We start from the raw sequence: 21,579 nt of genomic DNA, 5'->3' as shown, positions 1-21,579 counted from the left end.
GGTCAGCAGGGTCAGCAGGGTCAGCAGGGTCAGCAGGGTCAGCAGGGTGACGACAAGACCAATGCGACAGAAGGTCAACAACTTTCGAACACTTTCAATGCAAGTAATGAAAAATCGAGTGACGCGGCTGAAAAGCAAGTCAATGCTGGAGTAAACAGCACCAATCAAGCAACTCAAGATGCTGAATTTAAAAAGCTCGAACAAGTTGAACTTGCACGTGACCCAAGTCAGTTACTGCGAGCACAATTGCTACTTCAAGCGCAGCAAAAGAATCCACCTAAAGAGTCGAGTAAGCAATGGTAAATTTTAGATATCGAACTCTCGTTATTCTCACCGTAATTAGCAGTTTGCTGCTCAGCTTCACAGCAAGCGCCGCAAACCTAACCGCGACGGTGTCGAGCAATAAAGTGACGCAAGCAGAAGTGTTTCAGCTAAGGCTAACCTATGATGCCAAAGTAGACTCAGACAGTCTCGACTTTACTCGCCTAGAAGATTCCTTTTTCCTTGGTCAGCCAAGCTTTGGCAGCTCTCTTAACTATATAAACGGTAAACGTAGCAGTCGCAGTGAATGGACAATTGCGCTCAAAGCTAAAAAGCTCGGCACGCTAACCATTCCAGCTTTTACCGTGGAAGGAGCTCAGTCTCAACCGATCAACATTCTTGTCTCGCAAGACAAAGATCTTCCACAAGCCAACGAATTAGTTGAAGTCCAAAGCCAGTTGGCGAAAGAGGTCCTTTATCCAAACGAAATGACGCAATTAAAAACGCGTTTGATTATTAAATCAGACCCGCGTCGTTTACAAAATGTCAAAATCACCCCACCATCCGGTGCTGATTTTTCCATCAAGCAAATCGGGCAACCAAACCAATACCAAACCGTCATCAATGGCGTTGAAGCAACGATCATTGACCAAAGCTTCAATGTTACTGCTCAAGCGGCGGGCAATAAAAACCTCAACAGCGTTGGATTTAGTGCCACATTTGTATTTGGCAATAATCGAAGTGGCACCACTAAATTGCTTCCCGTTCAAATTGCCCCGGAGCAACTGAATGTTGAAGTAAAACCGCGCCCAAGTAAAAGCGGCGAATTTTGGTTGCCTACTCCACAGCTGCAACTAAGCCAAAGTTGGCTTGATTCTGAAGGCAAAGTATTAGCTAACGACACTCAACAACTTTCGGTTAAATTGGGCGATTCGATCACGCGCCAAATTACACTGACCATTGCTGGTGTCGATGCAGAGAACTTCCCGCAGATCATTACTGACTATCCACAAGCCGTGCGTCAGTACTCCGAAAAGCCGCAGTTCAAACAGTTGCAAGATGGTCAGACACAAATGACTATTCAGCAAGTATTAATCGCTCAGCAACAAGGCGTGGCAAGTTTGCCTGCTATTTCAGTCAATTGGTTCAACACAGCTACAGGGAATGAGCAACTAAGCCAAGTGAAAGGTCTCGATATTGATGTGCAGCCTACTGATAACTTAGTGCCTAGTCAGGCAACGTTTACCACTAACACCCCACCACAAGTGATTAAAGACGCGGGTTATTGGCCTTACTTCACAGCCCTCTTCGCTTCACTTTGGCTAATTACTTTTATTTGGCATATTAAGTCGCGACTTTCTCAACCAAATGAGTCACTCAAACAAGCAAACGCAGTTGATACTACTCAGCAGCTTATTAGCGCGATTAAAACTGAAGATATGGTTAAAGCCCAGTATTTACTCAAAACTTGGCTCGTTAGCCAAGCAGGCAAAGACGCCGCTCTGCAAACTCGGATCGTTACCGCCATACAGGCAATGATTGCTGCTCAATATAGTGGCAAAGATCAATCATGCGATAAGAGCGAATTAATTTCGATGATCAAACAACTGAATAAATTGCGCGTTACTGCATCAAATACGGGTAATTTGCCGAAACTTTAATCATATAGCATGCCTTAAAGGGAATAATTTTTGCATATTATTTAATAATCGGCGAAGCTTTGCCGCTTATGCGAGTATCCTTCTATAATTAAGAGGATTATCATTAGCGGTAATTCTATGGGGAGTGGCATGTCTGCAGTTAAAAAAGAGCAATTAGACAATTATTATCGAATACTCTATTTTGATGGCGAAAAAATCGTGGAGCTTAAAGTGACCGCAGATAGCAGAAAAGAGGCTATTGAGGTCTTAAAGCAATATGGTTATACCGCGAGCGATATTTTTTCTATCTTTCCTTAAATCAGCAGCCTCTGGCTGCTGATTTTATTTTAATAGCTCAACTTCTTGGGTATAACTCGCAATTTGATTTCGACCATTCGCTTTAGCACGGTAGAGCGCTTGGTCAGCTTGATGATAGAGGGTATCAAAATTGAAAGCTTGCCGTTCAAGCTTAGTGACAGTGTAACCAACCGAAACCGTTAACACTCCTCTAGATTCATTGTCTTGGTGTGCAATACCTTCTTCTTCGATGCTGGCGCGGATTTTCTCTGCCATTTCAGCAACAGCTTGATAAGGCTGGTTAACTAGCAATAGCGCAAACTCTTCCCCGCCGATACGACAAAAGACTTCATTTGAAACATCCGCTCGCGCTTTTAGTATGCTGCCGACTCGCATCAAAGCAATATCACCTTGCATATGCCCGTAGCAATTGTTGTAAAGCCCAAAGTGATCGATATCCACTAAGATAAGAGCAAAAGTCTCCTCGCCTGCCTCAGCGCTTAAACAGACTCTTTCCAGCACAGATTCAAGCATTCGCCGATTACCTAAGCGAGTAAGCGGATCCATACGAGCCATGATTTCGAGCTGTTCGTTAGCTTGTTGCAACTCTCTAGTTCGTGCCTTCACTTCCATTTCAAGGGTTTCGTTTAATTCATGCACCGCTTCTTGCGCGCGCGTTCGCATCAAAACCTCGGTTAAGTTTGAGGCAAACATGCGGATCATTTCTCGCAGTTGATGAGTCAGGGGAGAGCGGCGAATTAAGTTGTCTGCTGCGATAAAGGCTACTGGTTCACCACTACTGCTGGTTAGCATGGTCATCGCTGTCCATCCAAAGCCAACAATATGGAAGTCATGGTAAATAGGGACAGATTCTTCAAACACCACTTCATTGGGGTTGGAACGAGCGTTATTTACAATGGTTCGATCAACTAACTCACTGCGATAATAGGACTCATCGACGACATTACCATGAATGTCAGTCCCCCAAGTGCCTTGCATATAAGAGCAGTTTTCATCGGTTAAGAATACCGCTATGCGATCAATCCCCAAGCGTTTGATCCCAAAAGTCACTGCCGATTTACATACATCCCGAACGGTCATGCAGCGCGATAATTCGACCATACTGGCATGCAGCATTCTAACGTTTTGTTCTTGTCGCTTACGGATATAGATTTGTGCTAGCAGTGACCCAAAAGACTCCAGCATCTGTTTTTGGTAAGAAGTAATCGATGCGCGATTGATATAGTTATCTAAAGCGATCCAACCAATTGTTTCCTCTCCATCACGCAGGATCAGCATACCATTCCAACCCTGACCAATAACCGAACCGTCGTTGTATAAAGGGGCATCCTCAAGCACAACTAAGCTATCTTGCCCCTCAAAAAGCGCGTTGACATACTCTTCCTCAAGCTGGTGAAGATCATATTGTGTGTGATGAATGTCGTTGGTTTTCCCATCTTCATCAGTGCCATAAGTTCCGCTAAAACAACGCTTTTTAATATCAAGCAACATAAACGCCGCTCGGTCGAAGCCAAGCAACTCTCGAATAGCCTCAACCGCAAAGCGATGCAATTCATCTAATGTTTCAGGATTAGATATATCAACAGCGATCTTCTGCACCAATTTCATGTCTTCAATAAATTGTTCGCGCTGCTGAATCACATCAAGGTATTTGGCTTCTTTAATATCTCGCTGACGGTATTCACGACTCGCCTCCAATTCCGCACGTAAGCACTGCCACCTTGAAGCAACAACTTGCATTATGTCTAAGGAGTTATCTTCACTGGCTTTGGTAACATGGTAGGAGTCGACTTGTTCAATAAAAAGGTAGGTTCGAGTATTGCTATTGTTATCCAAGACAAAGATATAGCTTGAGAAGCCTTCTTTCGCGAGCGCTTCAATTTCATGAGAAGCGATAGAGAGCGGCAGTAAGCCATCGCTGGTATCAAACTGCGCCGCCCATGACCAAAAGCAATCCGGCATTGCTGAAGGTTGGCTAGGCTCTCCTCGTTGATAAATTGATTGTTGTCCGCCACGGAGCTCTTGATCAGTAAAGATCGAGATCGACTCTGCTTCAATCAGCTTCTCGAGGTGATCAAACATGGCGTTGGCTAGTAACTTATGATTCCTAGCTGACATAATCTCTTTGAGTAATGACCGAGCGAACATGCTTACCTTAACTATGGTTAACTTTTACCAACTATCAGTGCAAAATTATCATTTAAGCATATGCAATCAAATGAAATTAAGGACATGCTGTTAACTCACTCGCACTTCCTTTTCGCTTGGTGAACAAGACCTGATTGGTACGACATCTTTTTGATCTTATTTCTATTTCTCTACACTCAACTATGATTGATGTATTGCCTTGGACAAAACCCGCTTGACAGTAAGCGCTAGCAACCAAACAAACCGCTATTCATTGTTTCGCTGTGCAGTTATGATTGGCGCGCGAACAAGCGGTCACTCACCGAGCGAACACTAACAATACATACGAAACCAAATAAAAATGAAATTGCTGCTATCGATATTGATGCTTATCTTCTCCTCCAGTGCTTTTGCCGAGCAATACCCTTTCACTTTTGACAAGGTTATAGAGGACGAAATTACAGTAAACAAAGTGACGGTGGATAAATCAAAACGCCGACTTTACCTGCTAGATAACGATAAGGTTGTGCGTGAATTTCGTATCGCGCTAGGAAAAAGACCACTAGGTCACAAACGTTATGAAGGCGATCAACGTACACCTGAAGGCGTTTACAAACTGGAATATGTCATGGAAGATTCGCAGTTTTACCGCTCTATTCACATCAGTTACCCGAATGAGCAAGACCTTGCCAAAGCAAGCCGTTTGAACCTAAACCCTGGTGGCAATATTAAGATCCATGGACAAAAAAACGGCGAAAGAAGACCCAGTAAATTTGTGCAGAGTTTTGACTGGACGGATGGTTGCATCGCCCTCAGCAATGAAGAGATGGACGAGTTTTTATCGCTCGTTAAAGTTGGGACTCCGATCGAAATCAGACCTTAAGATCAATAGCGTCTTGAATTGATAAAAAAGCCGAGAATCAATCTCGGCTTTGTGCAATTGAGGAAATGCTCTCTAAGCAACGATTTCCCAGCTATGGGTCATTTTTACACCCTCAGCAAGCATTAGACATACTGAACAGTACTTCTCTAGCGACGCTGAGGTCACCTGCTCTACCGTTTCTTCATCTAGCTCTTCACCTGAGACTTCAAAGTGAATATTTACTGCAGTAAAGATTCTTGGCGGCGTTTCGCGGCGTTCCGTGGTTAGCTTTGCAACACAGGAATGAACTGTTTTGCCTGCTTGTTTAAGCCCATCAACCACATCCACTGAGCTGCAACCACCCGCTGCCATTAACACCATTTCCATTGGGCTAGGCGCGGTCGCACCACCATTGCCGTCCATCACAATAGAGTGACCAGATTGAGACTGACCTAGGAACTTAAAATCCTCAATCCATTTTACTTCTGCTTGCATTGGTATTTCTCTACTTATTCTTTATCTTGTGGAAAAACAACACCAGTTTGACGACGGATCTCCGTCAACAACTTCGCAACCAGCAAAGAGCGCTGAGTACGAGCTGGGTTGGTTTGATTATTATAGAAATGCTCGGCAAAATCGAGCGTTTCGTAATACATTGGGTTTGGGTGCTGCTCTTGGGTCAAATCTTGCCAAGGCTGCCCACGCAGTTGCTGTGAGACTTTTTGCCCTGTAGAAATCATTTCTACATGCAGCACACCTTCCTCACCTTGGATTTCACTAGGTAATTTAGAATCACTGGTTTTAGAGTGCTGTAGAACAACTTCAAAACCATCATACTTGAGCATCACACTGCCACTGCCGTCCACACCAGAGTCTAGTAATTGGGCTTGGGCGACTACGCTGGATGGTTCGCCAAACAGTTCCACCGCAGATGAAAGGCAATAGAAGCCAATATCCATTATTGAGCCATTAGCAAAATTCGGATTAAATGTATTTGGGTTCTCACCCGCTAGATATTTCGGATAGCGAGATGAGTACTGACAATAGCTAATAAACGCTTTAGTAATCGGACCAATCTCAGCCAGCTTTGATTGCAGTACTTTGAAGTTTGGCGTATGCATCGACATAAACGCCTCATACAAAATCACGCCATTTTGCTCCGCAACAGCAAACATCTCCTTGGCGAGAGTTTCATTCGCCGCTAGCGGTTTTTCACAAATAACATGCTTACCAGCCTTCATTATTTGCATCGCTTGTGGTGCATGAAATGAGTTGGGACTGGCGATATAAACCACATCAACGTCAGCATAGGTCGCCAAAGCAGCTAAGTCATCAAATAGTACTGGCAAAGGTGACAAGTTGGCGTACTTTGCCGCAAATGCCTTGGCGCTCTCTAGTGAACGAGAATAAATTGCACTGAGTTGGTATTGCCCACTAGCAAGGGCAGCCTCGATAAACTGGTCGGTAATCCAGTTTGTTCCTATAACAGCAAGTCTAATCATAACTTTTAAACGGTGTATACAACGCGGATAGCTAACAAAATAAGAATGATGCCAGAAAGTCTATCGATCAACTGTGCTTGACTGCGTATTTTATCAATAAGCTTAGGACTTGAGAGCAATAAAGTAATAATGGTGTACCATAAGCCATCCACAATCAGAGGCGTTAGCACGATCACTGACTTACTCGCAAAGTCACTACCAACAGCAATAAACTGACTAAACAATGCGATAAAAAACAAGGCAATCTTAGGGCTAAGAATCGAAATCAAAAAGCCTTCTCGAGCTGACTGCATTAATGTGGTTTGTTCACCAGACTCAAGTTTAGCTGCCACGCCGCCTTTCGAACGTATCGCGTTATAGCCAAGATAAGCTAAGTAAAATGCCCCAGCATAACTTATCGACTTAAACAGCAATGGAGATTGCTGTAAAACCACCGCAAGTCCAATCAAAGTAATAAAGGCATAAATTCCAATGCCCAAAGCGTGTGCCCAAGCGGTGGCGAAGCCGTTCGCTCGTCCGCCTGCCAAGCTGTGTTTTGCTACCACGGCTAAACTAGGACCCGGCGACATCGCCCCAAGTAAGCACACCAAAAAAAGAGAAAGCCAAACTGTCACTGTCATAATAAGTTACTTAGAAAAAATGGATAACGCTAAGTTAGCTTGGATAGGTGATGATTTGAAATCAAACTTAATCATAGCAGCCATGACTCCAAATCATATTGCTAATCAATTTGAATCGATTTTGGTGATATGCGCATAACTTGCAACACTTGCTGCCTCATCCACTCATGCCCTTTATCTTGATCAAAGCGCGGATGCCACATTAACCAGTATCGATGAGTTGGGCATTCAAAAGGCAGACGGCGAGCCACTAAATGGGTCTCTTTCGCAAGGTTTTTTGCAATATGAGCAGGCACAATCATCAAAAGATCTGTCTCTTCCAACACTTTTACCGCGGTGGTAAAAAATGGCACTTTGACTGCAATGCGACGCTGCAAACCTAATTTTTGCAAAGCGATATCAGCGTGAGTGTCTTTATCACCTCCCCCCGTCACACGCAAATGAGGAAAGCTAACTACGTCCTCGGCAGTCCAACTGCTAGTTTGATTTAGAGGATGATCGCTGCGCATTAAACAGACCGACTTATCTTCGCCGAGTTTGATACTAGATAGATGGCTAGGTGCTTCAGGCAGCATAGTTGAAGCGAGGTCGATACCAAGCTGTTGCATATTATGTAAATACTCTTGCTGCCACAATCGATAGCTAAAATCAACCATCGACGCTTGCTGCCCAAGAATTGGGATGATCTGCGGCACAATAAACTGCGCAACATAATCACTGGAGGCAAATACGAACTCTTGTTGCCAAGTCGCGGGGTCAAACGGTGCGTCATTAAAAAGTTCGTCCGCTTGTTGCAGCACTTGATTAACACGCTGGAGCAGCGTCAGCGCGCGAGGCGTTGCCACCAGTTGGTTACCACTACGCACTAAAAGCGGATCATCACAAAGCTCTCGTAACTGAGAAAGCTGACGACTCACTGCTGATTGCGTTAAATGAAGTCTCATTGCCGCGCGGCTCACGTGGCATTCTTCAAGCAGTACTTGTAAAGAACGCAGTAAATTAAGATTAATATGATTAACCATGGCGTAAAGTATTAAAAAATTCGGTTAGCACGGTATGGGTAGTTAACTGATGGAGCTCTGGGATCTGATGCAACTGGTTACGAATACTATTGAGTTGCTCCATCGTACTCACTTCAACATAGAGCATCATATCAGTTTCACCACTGATGGCATGGCTCCATTTAACGCCTTCTATTTCGTAGATCTGCGCGGCATAAGACTCACAATGGTGGGTAGAACTTGATGTATCGAACTTTAATGCCAAATAGGCTTTAATCACCACAGCATTATCGTTGCTAGCGACGTTGGCGTGATAGCCCAATATCGTGCCTTGTTTTTCCAACTTTTTGATTCTGGCGGTTACCGCAGAGCGAGATAAGTTAACCTGCTTGGCAAGTTCACTCACCGACAGGCGCGCATCCTGTTTTAATAACGTAAGAATCTTTTCATCAAACTGATCCATATTACCTATCTTTCCCTATCACGCGGCGTACTTGATTGCTAAATACATTTACTTTGCATCATACCCAAATAGCAAACGTATTGAACCCGTCAAAGTGACTAAATTCTTAGATAAAACCATCATTTTGACGGCTTTATCGCACACTTTGCCTAATGACCCATACAATAAATAGGCGTAATCTATTCGTATACATAACTAATGGAAGATCAAACTGTCGAACTGACACGATTCATCGGTAATAGGCACTGGATGGTTTGAGCGATGATTAATGGAGTTAATCACGCAAGATGGCGCAGCTAAAAAAAGAAATCACGCTTGTGTCTGGCATCGGGCAGCTCTCGACTACCTTATTGGGGACAGGGCTATTTATGGTGCCCGCTATCGCTGCTGGTATTGCCGGAGCGCACTCATTATGGGCATGGGCGGCACTTCTCATTGCTATTTGTCCAGTAGCACTCACCTTTGCCGTGCTAGGGAAAAATTACCCCAACGCCGGAGGCACGGCTTATTTCGTTCGCCTCGCGTTTAATCAACGGTTAGAAAAAAGCATTGCATGGCTTTTTCTTAGCGTTATCCCAGTGGGAGTCCCTGCGGCTGTCGCGCTGGCAGCTGGATTCTTGCAACCACTGTTACCTGGACAGCTTAAGCACCCGTTAATCGTCCAAGCGATAACTGTTTTCCTGTTGGTGATGGTAAACTTGTCCGGAGCAAAAACCTCCGGGCGGATACAAACCGTGATTGCTTTAAGTATTTTTGCCTTAGTCACTGCGCTGTGGTGGTTTGGCGATATCAATGCAAATGATATTGCCATGCCCGCGATCAGCACTGGTGACCTACTTTTGATCGGTAGCGCGCTCTCGGTGATGTTTTGGTGCTTTGTTGGTATTGAAGCCTTTGCTCATATGGGTGAGGAATTTAAGTCACCACAACGCGACTTCCCAATTGCCATCGTGGTTGGCTGCATAGTTGCAGGCGCTGCATACTGGGCATGTTCTATCGTTATTATCAAATATCATGCCTATGGTGCAGCTCAATTTGATACTGGTTCTATCCCTTATTTGTCCAATATTCTGTTTGGTTCGCAAGCAAAATTGCTGATTAGCGGACTGGGCTTTGCTGCATGTTTTGCCAGTATTAATTTATATACTCAAAGTCTGTCTCGTATGCTTTGGGCACAAGCTAGAGACTACAAACCTGACAGCCGATTAGCCAAACTTTCCTCCACGGGCACACCAGCTAATGCAACCATCGTCATTGGTTTAGTTCTGCTAAGTGCCTGTGTGGTTGGTGAAATTTCACAATTTGACCTTGAAGTATTTGTCAAACTCGCCAATAGCGTATTTATATTAGTCTACTCCATGGCGATGCTCTCAGCCTGCAAACTTTTAAACGGCGGAGCGAGGAAGCTTGCCGCGCTCTCACTGCTAACCTGCACTATCATGATGATCTGTGTCGGTTGGTCGATGCTTTATGCTCTCGCTCTTTTTATGTTGTTAATCTACAAAATTAAACCAAGTGAGCAATCCAAACCGCTGTCTATCTGAGCTCTTCCAGACGCTGCACAAACTGCTTAGGCGTTAATGCCCGCTGCTTTTTGAACATACGATTAAAGCTCGCAACGTTTTGATAGCCAAGGCGTTGCGAGACCTCTTCGATACTGACACCTTTATCAAGCAGACCAACGGCAATATTGCTCAGCACATAAGCGGTTATATTGGAGAAGTTCATCCCTATAGCATGCAAACGGCGTTGAAACTGTTGAGTTGATAACCCCACTAAGCTGGATACTCGCTCAAGTGTTGGAAAGCCATAATGACAGCTGTAGTTGAGAATTTCATAAATGACTTTAATCTCATCGCCCGCTTCAGGCATATTGAGAAACTCATCAAGTTCAGAAAAACTCATTGCCAATTGCTGCTTTCGACCAACCAATTTAGATTTGGTCGCGAGTCTTAAATCTGAAGAAAACCACACTTCAGTTTTAGAATGATTCCAGCCAATATCACAAGCAAAGTAATCGCTGTACTTGGTACGATTCTCCCTTGTCCCAGGAAGCATAACGCGCATTGGGATGAAATCTTCACCAGCATAATGTCGAATAACCTTGAGCATAAAAATCGCCGCACGCACACCATCATGCGCTTTATTCTCTGGCGATATAAAAGGATTTTGGTACGCCCATTTAATAATTGGACCACTCTGTGACGCAGTTAAATACGCGCCCGACTGCAAACTGCTTATTCCATAGTTCAAACGTCGAATCGCCGATGCAAGGTCAATCCCGGAGAAGAGCCACCTTGCCATCGCGCCTAGGTTTTCAGGGCGAATATCGGCAGCAACATCCAAGATGATGTCTGGATTGCCAGTTTTCGCCTCCAATTGTTGATACCAAAAATTCGCTTCCGAAAGGGGGATTAGAGTCATCGGATTAGCTAAAACAGAGTCTGCAATCCCAAACGAGTTCTCGGGCAAGCGATAAGTTTGCATCACTTTGAAATGAATGTTCCTCAACCCTAGCGCTCTTATAAATCTCACCTTATCCATAACAGATCACATCAATATTCATTTTATTTTGAACTAATCTGTCATATCACATCGGAAAATTCAAATCTAGATCACAATCTGCCTATCACTACAGAGAGGAGTCTTTCATGAGTCTAGTTAGCGTACCTTTTGTTGGTACCGGCGCAGACACCGCACTGCATGTTTTTGCCACCCTTGTGCTAGTAGGCACTATTGGCGCCGCGGCTTATGGCTTTTGGCGTTTTCACGAATTACCTATCAATAAAGCACACAGTAAAGACCATCATCAAATTGGGTTAATTACTGCATTAACGTGGATTGGTTTTATCTGGCACTGGGTGTGGGTATTAGCCGTCATTCTTGCATTTGTTGATATGGAAAAAGCGATCATCAACCTACGTGATACATGGCGTCATGGCTCAAATCAAACAGAAAGTCGCGAGGAAGAGTCATGTTAGAAGGATTAGCCATCTGGGCGTTATTTATCTATTTGCTTCGCTTTATCGGCATGCCGTGGAACAAATACACCAAATCATTCGCTTATTTGGGCGGAACAAGCTGGCTGCTATTTGTCTGGGTAGGTCTTATCAATTATACGCCAATGGATCTGTCGGGTGGCTCATTAGTGCAATCCCCTCACATCCAATTACGTCCTGACTCACCCAACGTAAAAGGCAAAGTAACAAAAATACATATAGAGCCAAACCAAGAGTTGGAAAAAGGACAGTTGGTCTACGAAATAGATGACACACAATACCAAATTGCACTGCGCCAAGCACAAGTGAGCCAAAATGCTGCTCAAGTCGCTTTGAAAGTCGCCACTCAAGATGTGGCGGTCGCGAAGGCAAGTTATCAATCGATTAAGCAAGACTTGCAAACCAGTAAGTCTCAATTAGCCACAGCTCAAGCTGACTATGCGCTGCAGCTAAACACACTAAATCGCTATAAAAAGCAAAATCAGGTCGTAAATAACACGATTACTGATAGTGATATGGAAAAGCAAAGTACCACAGTCGTCAAAGCCAAACACTCTATCAGTACGATTGAATCACAAATTGCCACCAAACAAGTTGAAGTTGAAAAAGCCAAGCTTGCCATAAACAAAGCACAACTAGCTATTGAGACTAAACAGACGGAACTTGGTAAAGCCGAGCAGAATGTCGCCAAAGCACAATGGGACTTGGACAGTACAAAAGTTTACGCACCAGCCGATGGCTTTGTAACTAACTTCATCTTACGCGAGGGTCAAAGGGTTTCGCTTGCGCCTAGGCTACAAATGTACACCGATGAAAAGTATGTGTTGATGCGTGTAAACCACCAAGCAATGAGGAATATTAAGCCAGGACAAGCGGCTGAGTTCTCCTCATCCATATATCCGGGTAAGATTTTCTCTGCGCAAGTAGAGGGCATCGTTGAGGCAACTGGTGAGTCGCAAGGTAATCTGTTAGGTATCGACCAATCGGTTCGTGCAACGACTGGCAAAAACCTACAGAACAAGCATCACTTCGTTCGCCTAAAAATTGATGAGCCAGAGGGTTACGATATTCCAGTAGGTTCCGTTGGACTTGCATGGGTAAGCGCCGAAAAGCCAATTGGCTTCCTTGCTTTCTTAGACGTGATTCGCGGCATCATCATTAGAATGAAGTCACAGCTCTACTTCTTCTATTCAATCTAACAACAAGGCTTAATTTATATTTTATCAATAGCAAATTAAATCAAATCGCAAAATGCAATTGCATAATGCAAAGACAAAGTGGAATTGAAGCCGAAAAAGAGAGATTATGCGCATTTTGGCGTATGAAAAACATGGCACATAAAATGCTATATAAACATTGACCCTTATTAAGCCGAGGGTCACCTAGCCAACTGACGTTGTTAGTGAACCTAATTTGTTCACACTAAAATACAGCCAATCACACCGTTGTGATTGGCTTTTCTTTTTAAGACGTTTGTTAAGCAGGGGTCAAAGTGTACTTCTGTAGATGTTGCTGAATGAACTCTCGGTCTGCGACATAAAAATCATCTTGGGGGATCGAGTCTGGAGTAAGCCAACTAAACTCTTGCTGACGCTCCGCATCAATCGCTTTTGGCTCTGCCCCTTCACCTGCGCGAAGCACTACAAAATAAGTTCGCCCACCGAGTTCATTTTCTTTCGTAAAGGTTGCGGTATGGGCTAAGCCACGTAAACCTGTTTCTTCAGCTAGTTCACGGATCGCGGCATCAGTACCATTTTCTTCTAGCTCTACTCTGCCACCAGGAAATTCCGTCACCATCCCTTTGTTAGCGCGGTAGCGTTTTTGAACCAACACCTTGCCTTGCTTCACGACTACTGCCATCGCCAAATGTTTCACTGCTTTCTCCTTAATTTGATTTCAGTTTGGTAACCAACACTCTCCGCGTTGGTCAAACTACTTAACATGCGTATGGTAAATAAATATTTAAGTAAAAACTTATACTCAGCCGACAAAATACTAATCCGCTAGCAACAAAAACCAGCAAATAATTAATTTAACCAGAAAAATAAAAGATTAAAATCAACGAGTTATTTCGCCACTAAAATATAGTTATCTCCAATTGCTAATATTTCACAGAATGTATTTAAAACGTAAAGTCAGTTAGTTTTTTTGATATTTCGATTAACCTTCAAAGCACAAAAACAAATCAGACTGTAACTGAGCAATTCAATGCCTTCTTCAGAAATGTTCTTAACTTCTCGTAAGTAATTAGGTCCCATAACTTCACGCCAAAAGTCACCCATACCGTAGATTCGAGAAAATACTAGCAAGAGAATGACGCTCGCGACTAAAGGTTTAAAGTACGGTATCTCGATGATATGTGCCATTTCATTGAGCACTTTCCACCGCCCTCTCACAGCAAATAATACCGCGCTGACACTCACCAGCAGCGCTGGGTATAACCAAAACCCATGGTAAATTTGATCAAACCAATGGTCTAATTCACGAATTGTTATCGCACAGAAAAAACCTGAAATTAATATCGCGCCATGTTGAATGTTCGGATCTTTTTTCGACAAAATAAAAAACACAGTCGTCGTAATAAACAACAAAATAATCTGACTAATTTCAGTAACGGAGTACTCTCCAATATGACTAGAGAAATACATCGTATCTACTCTAATACATAGATTGACAAATAGAGAAATAAAAACCATTGCTCCAATAAGCCAAAGACAATTAACTAAAACCTCTTTTGTCTTGCGAGATACCGTCTCGTCACTCTCTATTTCTCGCCCGCGATTAGTCAACATTCCACTGCAACCTCTTACTTCCCACGCTAGAAAGCGCCACTCCATCAGATAAGCTTAGGCAAGCATTAAATTTAGGTGACACTTTTGCTGCACAGAAAGTTCGCTATTTGCGCTTGATCAAGCGATGAATGGAATATAAATGAAACAGTTAACTAATGTTTGACGACTAAGTACTTGTAATCTAAGCATCTAGATAATTGCTTAGCGCGTAGAAAATAAACAAAGTGACAATACAACTGCCGAGTAATCACAGCCCGTAGCTAATCGTCTACCAGCAAGGCGGTATCGTACTGATTGCTCGCTGTAGGTTCACGTCATCCGCTTGTATTAATACTTGGCGCTAACACTTAACGCCAATGTTGAAGACTATGGTTTGATGCGCTTTTGCCATTGATTAAAACTGAATTAACAAAAGCGCTGGGGATAGAGGGGATTGTCGGTGGTTATTTAGCTGTCACCGACAATAATCAACTAGGCTTATCGCATCGTCCGATTCAAAGCCTATCAAGCCAAGTTTGATAAACGTCAATCAGGCGCGTCAACTCAGCAATTAACCCTTGTGTATCTGGCTCCACCTGCTGCTCGTGTAGCGATTCCCATGTTTTAGCAAGCTCAGTGAGGGTATGAAGTTCCAATAGCGCTGCCGAACCTTTTAAGCGATGGACAACTGACTTTAACTCCTCACCTTGTTGGATGAGCTTGAGCTCCTGGGTTAGCGATTGGGAAATAACGGTCATCATCTCCAACTGTTCACTTGGTTGATGCTCTTCTAGCCACTTAAAGTCTTCGTTTTCAGCACTAGATTCAGACGTCGATGGCGTAACCTCTAGGCTTAGATAATTCGATAGCGTCTCGCCCAACTCCTCCAAGCTATAGGGCTTATACAACACGCTACACATACCAGCACTTTCAGCTTTTTCTACCACAATTTTAGAATCTTCTGCGGTACAACCTACGACCGATAAATGAGTCGAGATTGGATCCTGCCTTATTTTCCTTGTTAGCTCATAGCCATCAAGGTTTGGCATATGACAGTCGGTTATGACTAAGTTGAGCTTATCAATGTGTTCTTGGATGTATTGATATGCTTCAACCCCGTCATTTTTTATCACAGGCTGAATACCTAACTTAGCAAACTGCTTACTAAATAGTAGGCGGTTAATCGGATCATCATCGACGACGAGGACATGCCCAACAAACTGGCGGACCACCGGATCAACAAGCTGCTGATTATTCGATTTTTGCAACGCGTCTAGAATGAGATCTGGGTAGATATTTTTCCATCCGCCACTTACTTGAATCGCTTCGGTTTGCTCTTTGCTCTCAACGCCCCAAACCTTTAACCAAGCTGACACCTGCAGATCATCTGAATACGCACACATCTCTTCGATTTCAAATACCGAGCTCTGTGAGACTGGCAACGTCACTGTCATCGACGTCCCAACCCCCTCCGAACTTGTTACCTCTAATGTGCCTGACATCATATCTACGATACTTTTTACTATCGTCATACCAAGCCCAGTACCGCCGTATTTGCGCGTAATCGACACATCACCTTGCGCAAATGGAGTGAACAGATTAGATAGTTGATCTGGATTCATGCCACAGCCTGTATCACTCACCACTACCACTAATTGCGAGTTGTTGAGTTCGACTTTCACCCGCACTTCGCCATGATGGGTAAATTTGACCGCGTTACTCAACAAGTTATTGATAATTTGTGTAACACGGAGCCAGTCGAGTTTGGCCTTGACGTAAACAGTCGGAGTCCAATCTAGAACGAAGTTCAGATGTTTGACATCAGCATTAGACTCATAGGTACGCAGCAGAGGAGCAAGCTCTGAATACACATTGCCATTACGCACATCCAAGTGAAATTGATTCGCCTTAATTTTAGAAATATCCAAAATATCATTGACTAACAATCTTAGCCTTGTCGCAGACAATTGCGCATTGGTGAGTAATTCAACATTTTCTTCGCTTTCTACTTTAGTGCTCATTAGCTCCATCAAACCAATCATCGCCGCAATAGGCGTGCGAAGTTCATGGCTTACCGTCGCTAAAAACAAGTCCCTCGAATGAATCGCTCTAAGCGCCTTTTCGTTCGATGCTTTGAGTTCATCTTTTTGCTTCTCTAACGCTGTATAGTCATCGTAAACCATCATTTTGTAGCGACCATCGTCATGCATGCCACTAATTTGGTTTTCAATCACGCGTAGATAGCGACGCGAGAACTTACACTTACAAACGAGATGTTCCATATTGTCTTGCTTGTAAGTTTTGTTTTTAAGTAGACAGTGCCCTTTTTTAAAGCTCTTACACTCCATGCCATGCTGATTGAACGCTTTGTTAGACATAACCAGCGCACCATCTTCATCATAAATGGCAATCATGCTTGGCAAGCGATCAAGTAAGTCTCGCAGCCACTGCAGTCGCTCAGAATTTTCTTTTACTTGCTTATCGGCATTAAGCAGAGATTGTGACAGGCGATTCGCTCGGCGTTGGATGACAATCACAACAATCAAAAACAAAGACAGAATCGACAACGCGATAACCGCAATATTTGATTTGTCATAACCATATTGCGCCACTACTTGATGGTGCTTAAGTTGCAGCATTTCAATTTCATTGCTGCTTACCTGCTTAAGCACATCATTCATGATGCGTTGCAGTAGTGAGCTTTGTGAGCTTAGGGTAAATCCCATATCCACACTCAAACTTTTTACGGTAGGGGAAAGCACGACATTAAACGCGTCGTCATTGCTCCCATAGGCGTGGAAATCGACAACGTAAGAAGGGATATAGGCATAATCTATTTTCCCTTGTTTAATATCGATAAGGAGTTTGTCTAAGTCCTGATAGATGATAGGTAAAGTATCGAAAACTTGCTCCGCTTTGCGCATGACAATTCGATCTGACCGATCAAGGATTGCAACTCGATCATTGCCCGACTTGTTATTCGACTCCACCAATTTCCAATAAACTTGCCCAAATGATTTGGTGAAGACAAGGCTCGAATCCGTGTCTTCAGCATAGCCTGGCAGTAAATCAATCTCACCATTTTTAAGCATTTCCAACGGCGTCGCATCGCTTGGTGCAACATACTCGAAAACCACGCCGCTTTTACGCGATAGCATCGACATCAAATCATGGATGTAACCTACTCGCTCACCAGAACTTTCATAAGAGAACGGGCGCATATTCTTCTCAAAGCTGTAGCGAATCGTACTATGCCCATATTCAAGCTTAAGCGCTTTTAGCATCATTTCCTGACCCAATACGTCCACCAGAGAGCGTTGATTACGATTAAGTGATGCTTGAATGCTCTCTACATAATCAACAAGATCTTGGTGTAATTGAGGTCTATCTTTCGAGGTTAGAATTGATGCCGGATAGCTGGGTAGCGTATTAACGTACTCAAGATCGCCAACCCACTCACCGGGAGTGCGCACAGAAAGATACTGCTCGGCGGTGATCACATCCGTGTAAATCGCATCTATTTCACCACTAGCGATGGCTTGCATCATTACCCTATGGCTGTTGAACGATGCAATATTGGTTAAACCTCGCTCCTTCATTACGTAACAATAGAAGCTGCCACGTACACAGCCCCAGCTTAGTGAATTTTCATCTTTATCTCTTAGCTCAGCACGGTGTAACCAAATAACGCTACGGACATTAAAAATCGGTTTGCTGTAGCTAAAATAACTGGTCGCATCTTTCGTCTGGGCATAGCCCATTGCAAGATCAACATCGCCCTCTACGAGGGCTTTTAATAGGTCATTTCGATCGTGATAGAAGTGAATTTTCACCTCTTTGCCTTGTTCTTCAGCAAAGCGTTGGGCGATATCAAGAAAGGTGCTGTTCTCCTCGCCACCACGTTTCGAGGTCCAAAAATAGTTAAGGTGATCGTACTGTCTGCCAATCACCAACTCTTCGCGCCCAGAAAGGAGATCGCCTTCTTTGGCTGCTAGAGCAAGAGTTGAGAAAGTGAAAGTAGAGAGAAGAGTGACGAAGACGAGAACTGCCTGCATGATATATATCCGTATAGTGTACGCATATATAGTAACGTGTCACATCTGCAGTTCTCTAGTATCGATTAGGAAATGATTTTTATCGATTCGATAAAAACAAACTCATCACATGCCGATAGTAGGCTTAATTCAACAAGCTATCCTGATAAATCATCTTCTTACTCATACCACCGTCGACGACCAAGTTATGACCATTGATAAAATCATTCGCTGGTGCGGTTAGAAATAGGCAAGCATTGACGATATCTTGCGCGTGCCCAACTCTGCCTGATGGATGCTGCTTGTGATCGAATTCAGTTAAACAGTGGTAATCCTCAACCTGTATCCAACCTGGGCTAATAGCATTAACGGTAATCGGGGTATCAGATAACGAGATTGCCATCGATTGCGTCAATGAAACTAAACCACCTTTGGAGGCACCGTAAGCGTCCCACCCTGCTTCATTTTGATTCCAACGTGTAGAAGCGATATTAACGATGCGACCATATTTTTGACCTTCATTAAGGGCAATAAAATACTTGGCACAGGCAAAAGCCCCCTTCAAGTTAACATCGATAACGCGAGAAAATTCCTCAATGGTCATCTGCTGAAGTGGTTTGTTGAAGTTAGCTATCGCACCATTATTAATCAGCACATCAAGTTTGCCGTACTTACGTTTTATGTCTGCAAACACCAATTCAATCTGCGCTTCTTCACCTAAATCCACCTGATAAAAGTCAACGCCAGTGTTTTCACTGTAAGCAACGTCCAACACCACCACAGACGCACCTGACTCAAGATAGCCGTTTGCTAAGTGCTGACCAATGCCTCGACTTCCCCCAGTGACCACAACCACTTTACCTTGGTACATAGAATTAACTCTTTTATGAAAATCTGCTTAATTTTAGTGGTAAATCTGGTTGATAGATAGCACAAAGCCCGCAGATAAAGCCTTACGAGAACCTAAATTGCTTCAACAATAATGTAATTACTTTGTTTGTTAATAAGCAAAGGATGGGAGGAATATCCGCTTTATTTTATTTTTGAAAACGAAATAAAACCAAACGAGATTTCTGATTTTACACCGACAAATATCAGTAGTATTTTTAGGGTAAATCAATAATAACCTTCGCTAGCCGACTGGAATTCCGAGCTTTTTGCTGACCTCGGAAACACAAAGAGCCGCAAATATGCGGCTCTTTCTATATCAACTTATCGCTGTTTACGCTGTTGCTTTGTTTGATTTTTTAGCCTTTGGTCTTGGCTCATCCATCAAACCTTTGATCAGAGAAACTGATGCGACTAGCAATACGATAGTAAATGGCAGACCAGTCGTCACCGCCATTGCTTGAGCAGCAGCAAGACCACCACCAAGTAGCAGTGCGATAGCAACTAGACCTTCAAACGTACACCAGAACACACGCTGCGGTGTTGGCGCGTCCACTTTACCACCAGCTGCGATAGTATCAATTACTAGTGAGCCTGAGTCAGCTGAAGTGATGAAGAACACAACCACAAGGATAATACCGATAATTGAGGTAATTTCCGCAAGCGGCATAACATCAAGCATCGCAAACAACTTCAGTGGTAGATCTGCATTAAATACAGCTTGGTAACCATCATTGACGTATTGGCTGATAGCTGTACCACCAAAAGCCGTCATCCAAAGTACACACACTGTCGATGGGATCAAGATTACACACACGATGAACTCACGAACTGAACGACCACGAGATACACGCGCGATAAACATACCAACAAATGGTGACCATGAAATCCACCAAGCCCAGTAGAACGCAGTCCAACCTTGTGAGTAGTTCACATCTTCACGACCAAATGGCATTGAAAGTGCTGGAATGTTCGCTAAGTAAGCGCCAATGTTCTCAAAGAAACCGGTAAAGATTGCCAGAGTTGGACCAACAACAATCACGAACAGCAACAACAGTGCCGCTAGACCCATGTTGATCTCAGATAGACGTTTAACGCCGCTATCTAGACCAGCCACAACCGAGACCAAAGCAAGAGCTGTGATGATCACGATCAGTACGATCTGTGTTGTGTCCGTCATTGGCACGCCAAACAGGAAGTTTAGACCTGTCGCCGCTTGCGAAGCACCGTAACCAAGAGATGTCGCCAGACCGAACACTGTCGCCACTACCGCTAGAATATCAATAACGTGACCAACCCAGCCCCATACTCGTTCACCAAATAGTGGGTAGAAGATTGAGCGCATTGTTAGTGGTAAGCCTTTATTGAACGAGAAAATCGCCAAACCAAGCGCTAACAGAGCATAGATTGACCATGGGTGCAGTGCCCAGTGGTAAATCGTAGCCGCCATACCAAGTGCAGAAGCCGCATCAGTATCACCCACTGCGCCACCTAGAGGTGACCAGTCAGTACGCACACCGTTTTCAACGCTAACACCGTTTAACGCTGCGCTAAAATGTGACATTGGCTCTGATACACCAAAGAACACCAGACCGATACCCATACCAGCAGCAAACAACATCGCTAACCAACCAGCGTAGCTGTAGTCAGGTGTTGCTTCTGTACCACCAATGCGCACGCGACCAAGGGGAGTAACAATCAGAATTAAACAGACTAGAACAAAAATGTTACCTGCAGAGAGGAAGAACCAGTCTAAATTAGAAGTTAGCCATCCACGTAGACCAGCGAAAAACGGTTCAACGTGTTGTCTAAATGCAAGAGTGAATACCACAAACAGTACGATTGCCATACCAGAGATAGCAAATACACGGTTGTGAATATCTAAGCCAAAAGGACCTACTTTTAAAGCAACGTTATCTTGTCCGATTTGGTAATCGGTATCGATCGCGTTAACTTTTCCATCGGGACGTTGGATCCCGCCATTATTATCAGTGCTCACGAATTATCTCCTTAAAAACGTGACCATCTATAAAGTTTTATTATTCTTGTTATTGAGGAAAATGGCTCTTATCTGATCCAATCACTCAGAATTA

At 43.7% G+C, this 21,579-nt stretch carries 18 protein-coding genes and 1 pseudogene; 7 read left to right on the top strand and 12 right to left on the bottom strand.

Going from position 1 to position 21,579, the window contains the following annotated elements:
* The 3 genes and pseudogenes from DPF93_RS21345 to DPF93_RS21340 all read left to right on the top strand — a co-directional run.
* Positions 1 to 303 (top strand): annotated as a pseudogene (locus tag DPF93_RS21345) (hypothetical protein); the annotation flags it as partial.
* Entirely contained in the window at positions 297 to 1,922 is a 1,626-nt protein-coding gene (locus DPF93_RS14130) for a BatD family protein (protein ID WP_114766768.1), read from the top strand. The pseudogene DPF93_RS21345 and the gene DPF93_RS14130, both read left to right, overlap by 7 nt.
* A 129-nt stretch (positions 1,923 to 2,051) precedes the next feature.
* Positions 2,052 to 2,219 (top strand): hypothetical protein, encoded by a 168-nt coding sequence (locus DPF93_RS21340; protein WP_164675370.1) that lies wholly within the window; start codon positions 2,052 to 2,054, stop codon positions 2,217 to 2,219.
* A 24-nt stretch (positions 2,220 to 2,243) separates the two neighbouring features.
* Here DPF93_RS21340 and DPF93_RS14125 read toward each other — a convergent pair whose 3' ends face one another.
* Positions 2,244 to 4,367 carry a sensor domain-containing diguanylate cyclase gene (locus DPF93_RS14125; RefSeq protein WP_114766767.1) on the bottom strand — a complete coding sequence of 708 codons (2,124 nt, stop codon included), beginning with the start codon at positions 4,365 to 4,367 and terminating at the stop codon, positions 2,244 to 2,246.
* Positions 4,368 to 4,707: 340 nt separating this feature from the next.
* Between DPF93_RS14125 and DPF93_RS14120 the strand changes: the two genes are divergently transcribed.
* Positions 4,708 to 5,229, top strand: coding sequence for a L,D-transpeptidase family protein (locus DPF93_RS14120; protein WP_114766766.1), 522 nt, complete (start codon positions 4,708 to 4,710; stop codon positions 5,227 to 5,229).
* 72 nt (positions 5,230 to 5,301) lie between these two features.
* Here the strand turns inward: DPF93_RS14120 and DPF93_RS14115 are convergent, their stop codons facing one another.
* From DPF93_RS14115 to DPF93_RS14095, 5 genes are all read right to left on the bottom strand, one after another.
* The gene (locus DPF93_RS14115; protein ID WP_114766765.1) at positions 5,302 to 5,703 is read right to left on the bottom strand and encodes an OsmC family protein; all 402 of its coding nucleotides are present in this window, start codon (positions 5,701 to 5,703) and stop codon (positions 5,302 to 5,304) included.
* A 14-nt stretch (positions 5,704 to 5,717) separates the two neighbouring features.
* A complete protein-coding gene (locus DPF93_RS14110) occupies positions 5,718 to 6,710 on the bottom strand; it encodes a Gfo/Idh/MocA family protein (protein ID WP_114766764.1) in 993 nt (330 codons plus the stop codon).
* Between the two features lie 5 nt (positions 6,711 to 6,715).
* Entirely contained in the window at positions 6,716 to 7,330 is a 615-nt protein-coding gene (locus tag DPF93_RS14105; protein ID WP_114766763.1) for a LysE family translocator, read from the bottom strand.
* A gap of 101 nt (positions 7,331 to 7,431) precedes the next feature.
* Positions 7,432 to 8,352, bottom strand: a complete 921-nt coding sequence (locus tag DPF93_RS14100) for a LysR family transcriptional regulator (RefSeq protein WP_114766762.1) — start codon at positions 8,350 to 8,352, stop codon at positions 7,432 to 7,434.
* On the bottom strand, positions 8,345 to 8,794 hold the full coding sequence (locus DPF93_RS14095; protein ID WP_114766761.1) for an Lrp/AsnC family transcriptional regulator: 450 nt from the start codon (positions 8,792 to 8,794) through the stop codon (positions 8,345 to 8,347). Before DPF93_RS14095 ends, DPF93_RS14100 begins: the two co-directional genes overlap by 8 nt.
* A gap of 287 nt (positions 8,795 to 9,081) precedes the next feature.
* Here DPF93_RS14095 and yjeH point away from each other — a divergent pair, with 287 nt between their 5' ends.
* Positions 9,082 to 10,338, top strand: coding sequence for an L-methionine/branched-chain amino acid transporter (gene yjeH, locus DPF93_RS14090; RefSeq protein WP_114766760.1), 1,257 nt, complete (start codon positions 9,082 to 9,084; stop codon positions 10,336 to 10,338).
* Here the strand turns inward: yjeH and DPF93_RS14085 are convergent.
* Positions 10,331 to 11,338, bottom strand: coding sequence for an AraC family transcriptional regulator (locus DPF93_RS14085; RefSeq protein WP_114766759.1), 1,008 nt, complete (start codon positions 11,336 to 11,338; stop codon positions 10,331 to 10,333). The two genes, yjeH and DPF93_RS14085, sit on opposite strands and share 8 nt — an antisense overlap.
* 107 nt (positions 11,339 to 11,445) lie before the next feature.
* Here DPF93_RS14085 and DPF93_RS14080 point away from each other — a divergent pair, with 107 nt between their 5' ends.
* Together DPF93_RS14080 and DPF93_RS14075 are read left to right on the top strand one after the other, a co-directional pair.
* Positions 11,446 to 11,775, top strand: a complete 330-nt coding sequence (locus DPF93_RS14080; protein WP_114766758.1) for an MFS transporter — start codon at positions 11,446 to 11,448, stop codon at positions 11,773 to 11,775.
* Entirely contained in the window at positions 11,769 to 12,992 is a 1,224-nt protein-coding gene (locus DPF93_RS14075; RefSeq protein ID WP_114766757.1) for an HlyD family secretion protein, read from the top strand. Before DPF93_RS14080 ends, DPF93_RS14075 begins: the two co-directional genes overlap by 7 nt.
* Before the next feature lie 277 nt (positions 12,993 to 13,269).
* On the opposite strand, the gene DPF93_RS14070 is transcribed toward DPF93_RS14075, so the two are convergent.
* From DPF93_RS14070 to DPF93_RS14050, 5 genes are all read right to left on the bottom strand, one after another.
* A complete protein-coding gene (locus DPF93_RS14070) occupies positions 13,270 to 13,668 on the bottom strand; it encodes an NUDIX hydrolase (RefSeq protein ID WP_114766756.1) in 399 nt (132 codons plus the stop codon).
* 260 nt (positions 13,669 to 13,928) lie between these two features.
* A complete protein-coding gene (locus DPF93_RS14065; protein WP_114766755.1) occupies positions 13,929 to 14,585 on the bottom strand; it encodes a hypothetical protein in 657 nt (218 codons plus the stop codon).
* 494 nt (positions 14,586 to 15,079) lie between these two features.
* Complete coding sequence (locus DPF93_RS14060; RefSeq protein WP_114766754.1) at positions 15,080 to 18,619, bottom strand: ATP-binding protein; 3,540 nt, start codon at positions 18,617 to 18,619, stop codon at positions 15,080 to 15,082.
* A 124-nt stretch (positions 18,620 to 18,743) separates the two neighbouring features.
* Positions 18,744 to 19,469 carry an SDR family NAD(P)-dependent oxidoreductase gene (locus DPF93_RS14055; RefSeq protein WP_114766753.1) on the bottom strand — a complete coding sequence of 242 codons (726 nt, stop codon included), beginning with the start codon at positions 19,467 to 19,469 and terminating at the stop codon, positions 18,744 to 18,746.
* Positions 19,470 to 19,820: 351 nt separating this feature from the next.
* Entirely contained in the window at positions 19,821 to 21,485 is a 1,665-nt protein-coding gene (locus DPF93_RS14050; RefSeq protein WP_114766752.1) for a BCCT family transporter, read from the bottom strand.
* Between the last annotated feature and the right edge of the window lie 94 nt (positions 21,486 to 21,579).

The sequence above is a fragment of the Vibrio rhodolitus genome, from assembly GCF_003350325.1.
In the GTDB taxonomy this organism is placed as follows: Bacteria; Pseudomonadota; Gammaproteobacteria; order Enterobacterales; family Vibrionaceae; genus Vibrio; species Vibrio rhodolitus.
The sequence above is the reverse complement of the archived record's forward strand: the minus strand, read 5'-3'. Positions and strand labels throughout refer to the sequence as shown.

What these genes read in the sequence shown, in the direction of transcription:
- DPF93_RS14080 (WP_114766758.1), top strand. Translation starts at nt 11,446, where the DNA reads ATGAGTCTAGTTAGCGTACCTTTTGTTGGTACCGGCGCAGACACCGCA.
- DPF93_RS14110 (WP_114766764.1), bottom strand. Translation starts at nt 6,710, where the DNA reads ATGATTAGACTTGCTGTTATAGGAACAAACTGGATTACCGACCAGTTT.
- DPF93_RS14075 (WP_114766757.1), top strand. Translation starts at nt 11,769, where the DNA reads ATGTTAGAAGGATTAGCCATCTGGGCGTTATTTATCTATTTGCTTCGC.
- yjeH (WP_114766760.1), top strand. Translation starts at nt 9,082, where the DNA reads ATGGCGCAGCTAAAAAAAGAAATCACGCTTGTGTCTGGCATCGGGCAG.
- DPF93_RS14105 (WP_114766763.1), bottom strand. Translation starts at nt 7,330, where the DNA reads ATGACAGTGACAGTTTGGCTTTCTCTTTTTTTGGTGTGCTTACTTGGG.
- DPF93_RS14115 (WP_114766765.1), bottom strand. Translation starts at nt 5,703, where the DNA reads ATGCAAGCAGAAGTAAAATGGATTGAGGATTTTAAGTTCCTAGGTCAG.
- DPF93_RS14120 (WP_114766766.1), top strand. Translation starts at nt 4,708, where the DNA reads ATGAAATTGCTGCTATCGATATTGATGCTTATCTTCTCCTCCAGTGCT.
- DPF93_RS14055 (WP_114766753.1), bottom strand. Translation starts at nt 19,469, where the DNA reads ATGTACCAAGGTAAAGTGGTTGTGGTCACTGGGGGAAGTCGAGGCATT.
- DPF93_RS14100 (WP_114766762.1), bottom strand. Translation starts at nt 8,352, where the DNA reads ATGGTTAATCATATTAATCTTAATTTACTGCGTTCTTTACAAGTACTG.
- DPF93_RS14095 (WP_114766761.1), bottom strand. Translation starts at nt 8,794, where the DNA reads ATGGATCAGTTTGATGAAAAGATTCTTACGTTATTAAAACAGGATGCG.
- DPF93_RS14130 (WP_114766768.1), top strand. Translation starts at nt 297, where the DNA reads ATGGTAAATTTTAGATATCGAACTCTCGTTATTCTCACCGTAATTAGC.
- DPF93_RS14085 (WP_114766759.1), bottom strand. Translation starts at nt 11,338, where the DNA reads ATGGATAAGGTGAGATTTATAAGAGCGCTAGGGTTGAGGAACATTCAT.
- DPF93_RS14065 (WP_114766755.1), bottom strand. Translation starts at nt 14,585, where the DNA reads ATGTTGACTAATCGCGGGCGAGAAATAGAGAGTGACGAGACGGTATCT.
- DPF93_RS14060 (WP_114766754.1), bottom strand. Translation starts at nt 18,619, where the DNA reads ATGCAGGCAGTTCTCGTCTTCGTCACTCTTCTCTCTACTTTCACTTTC.
- DPF93_RS21340 (WP_164675370.1), top strand. Translation starts at nt 2,052, where the DNA reads ATGTCTGCAGTTAAAAAAGAGCAATTAGACAATTATTATCGAATACTC.
- DPF93_RS14125 (WP_114766767.1), bottom strand. Translation starts at nt 4,367, where the DNA reads ATGTTCGCTCGGTCATTACTCAAAGAGATTATGTCAGCTAGGAATCAT.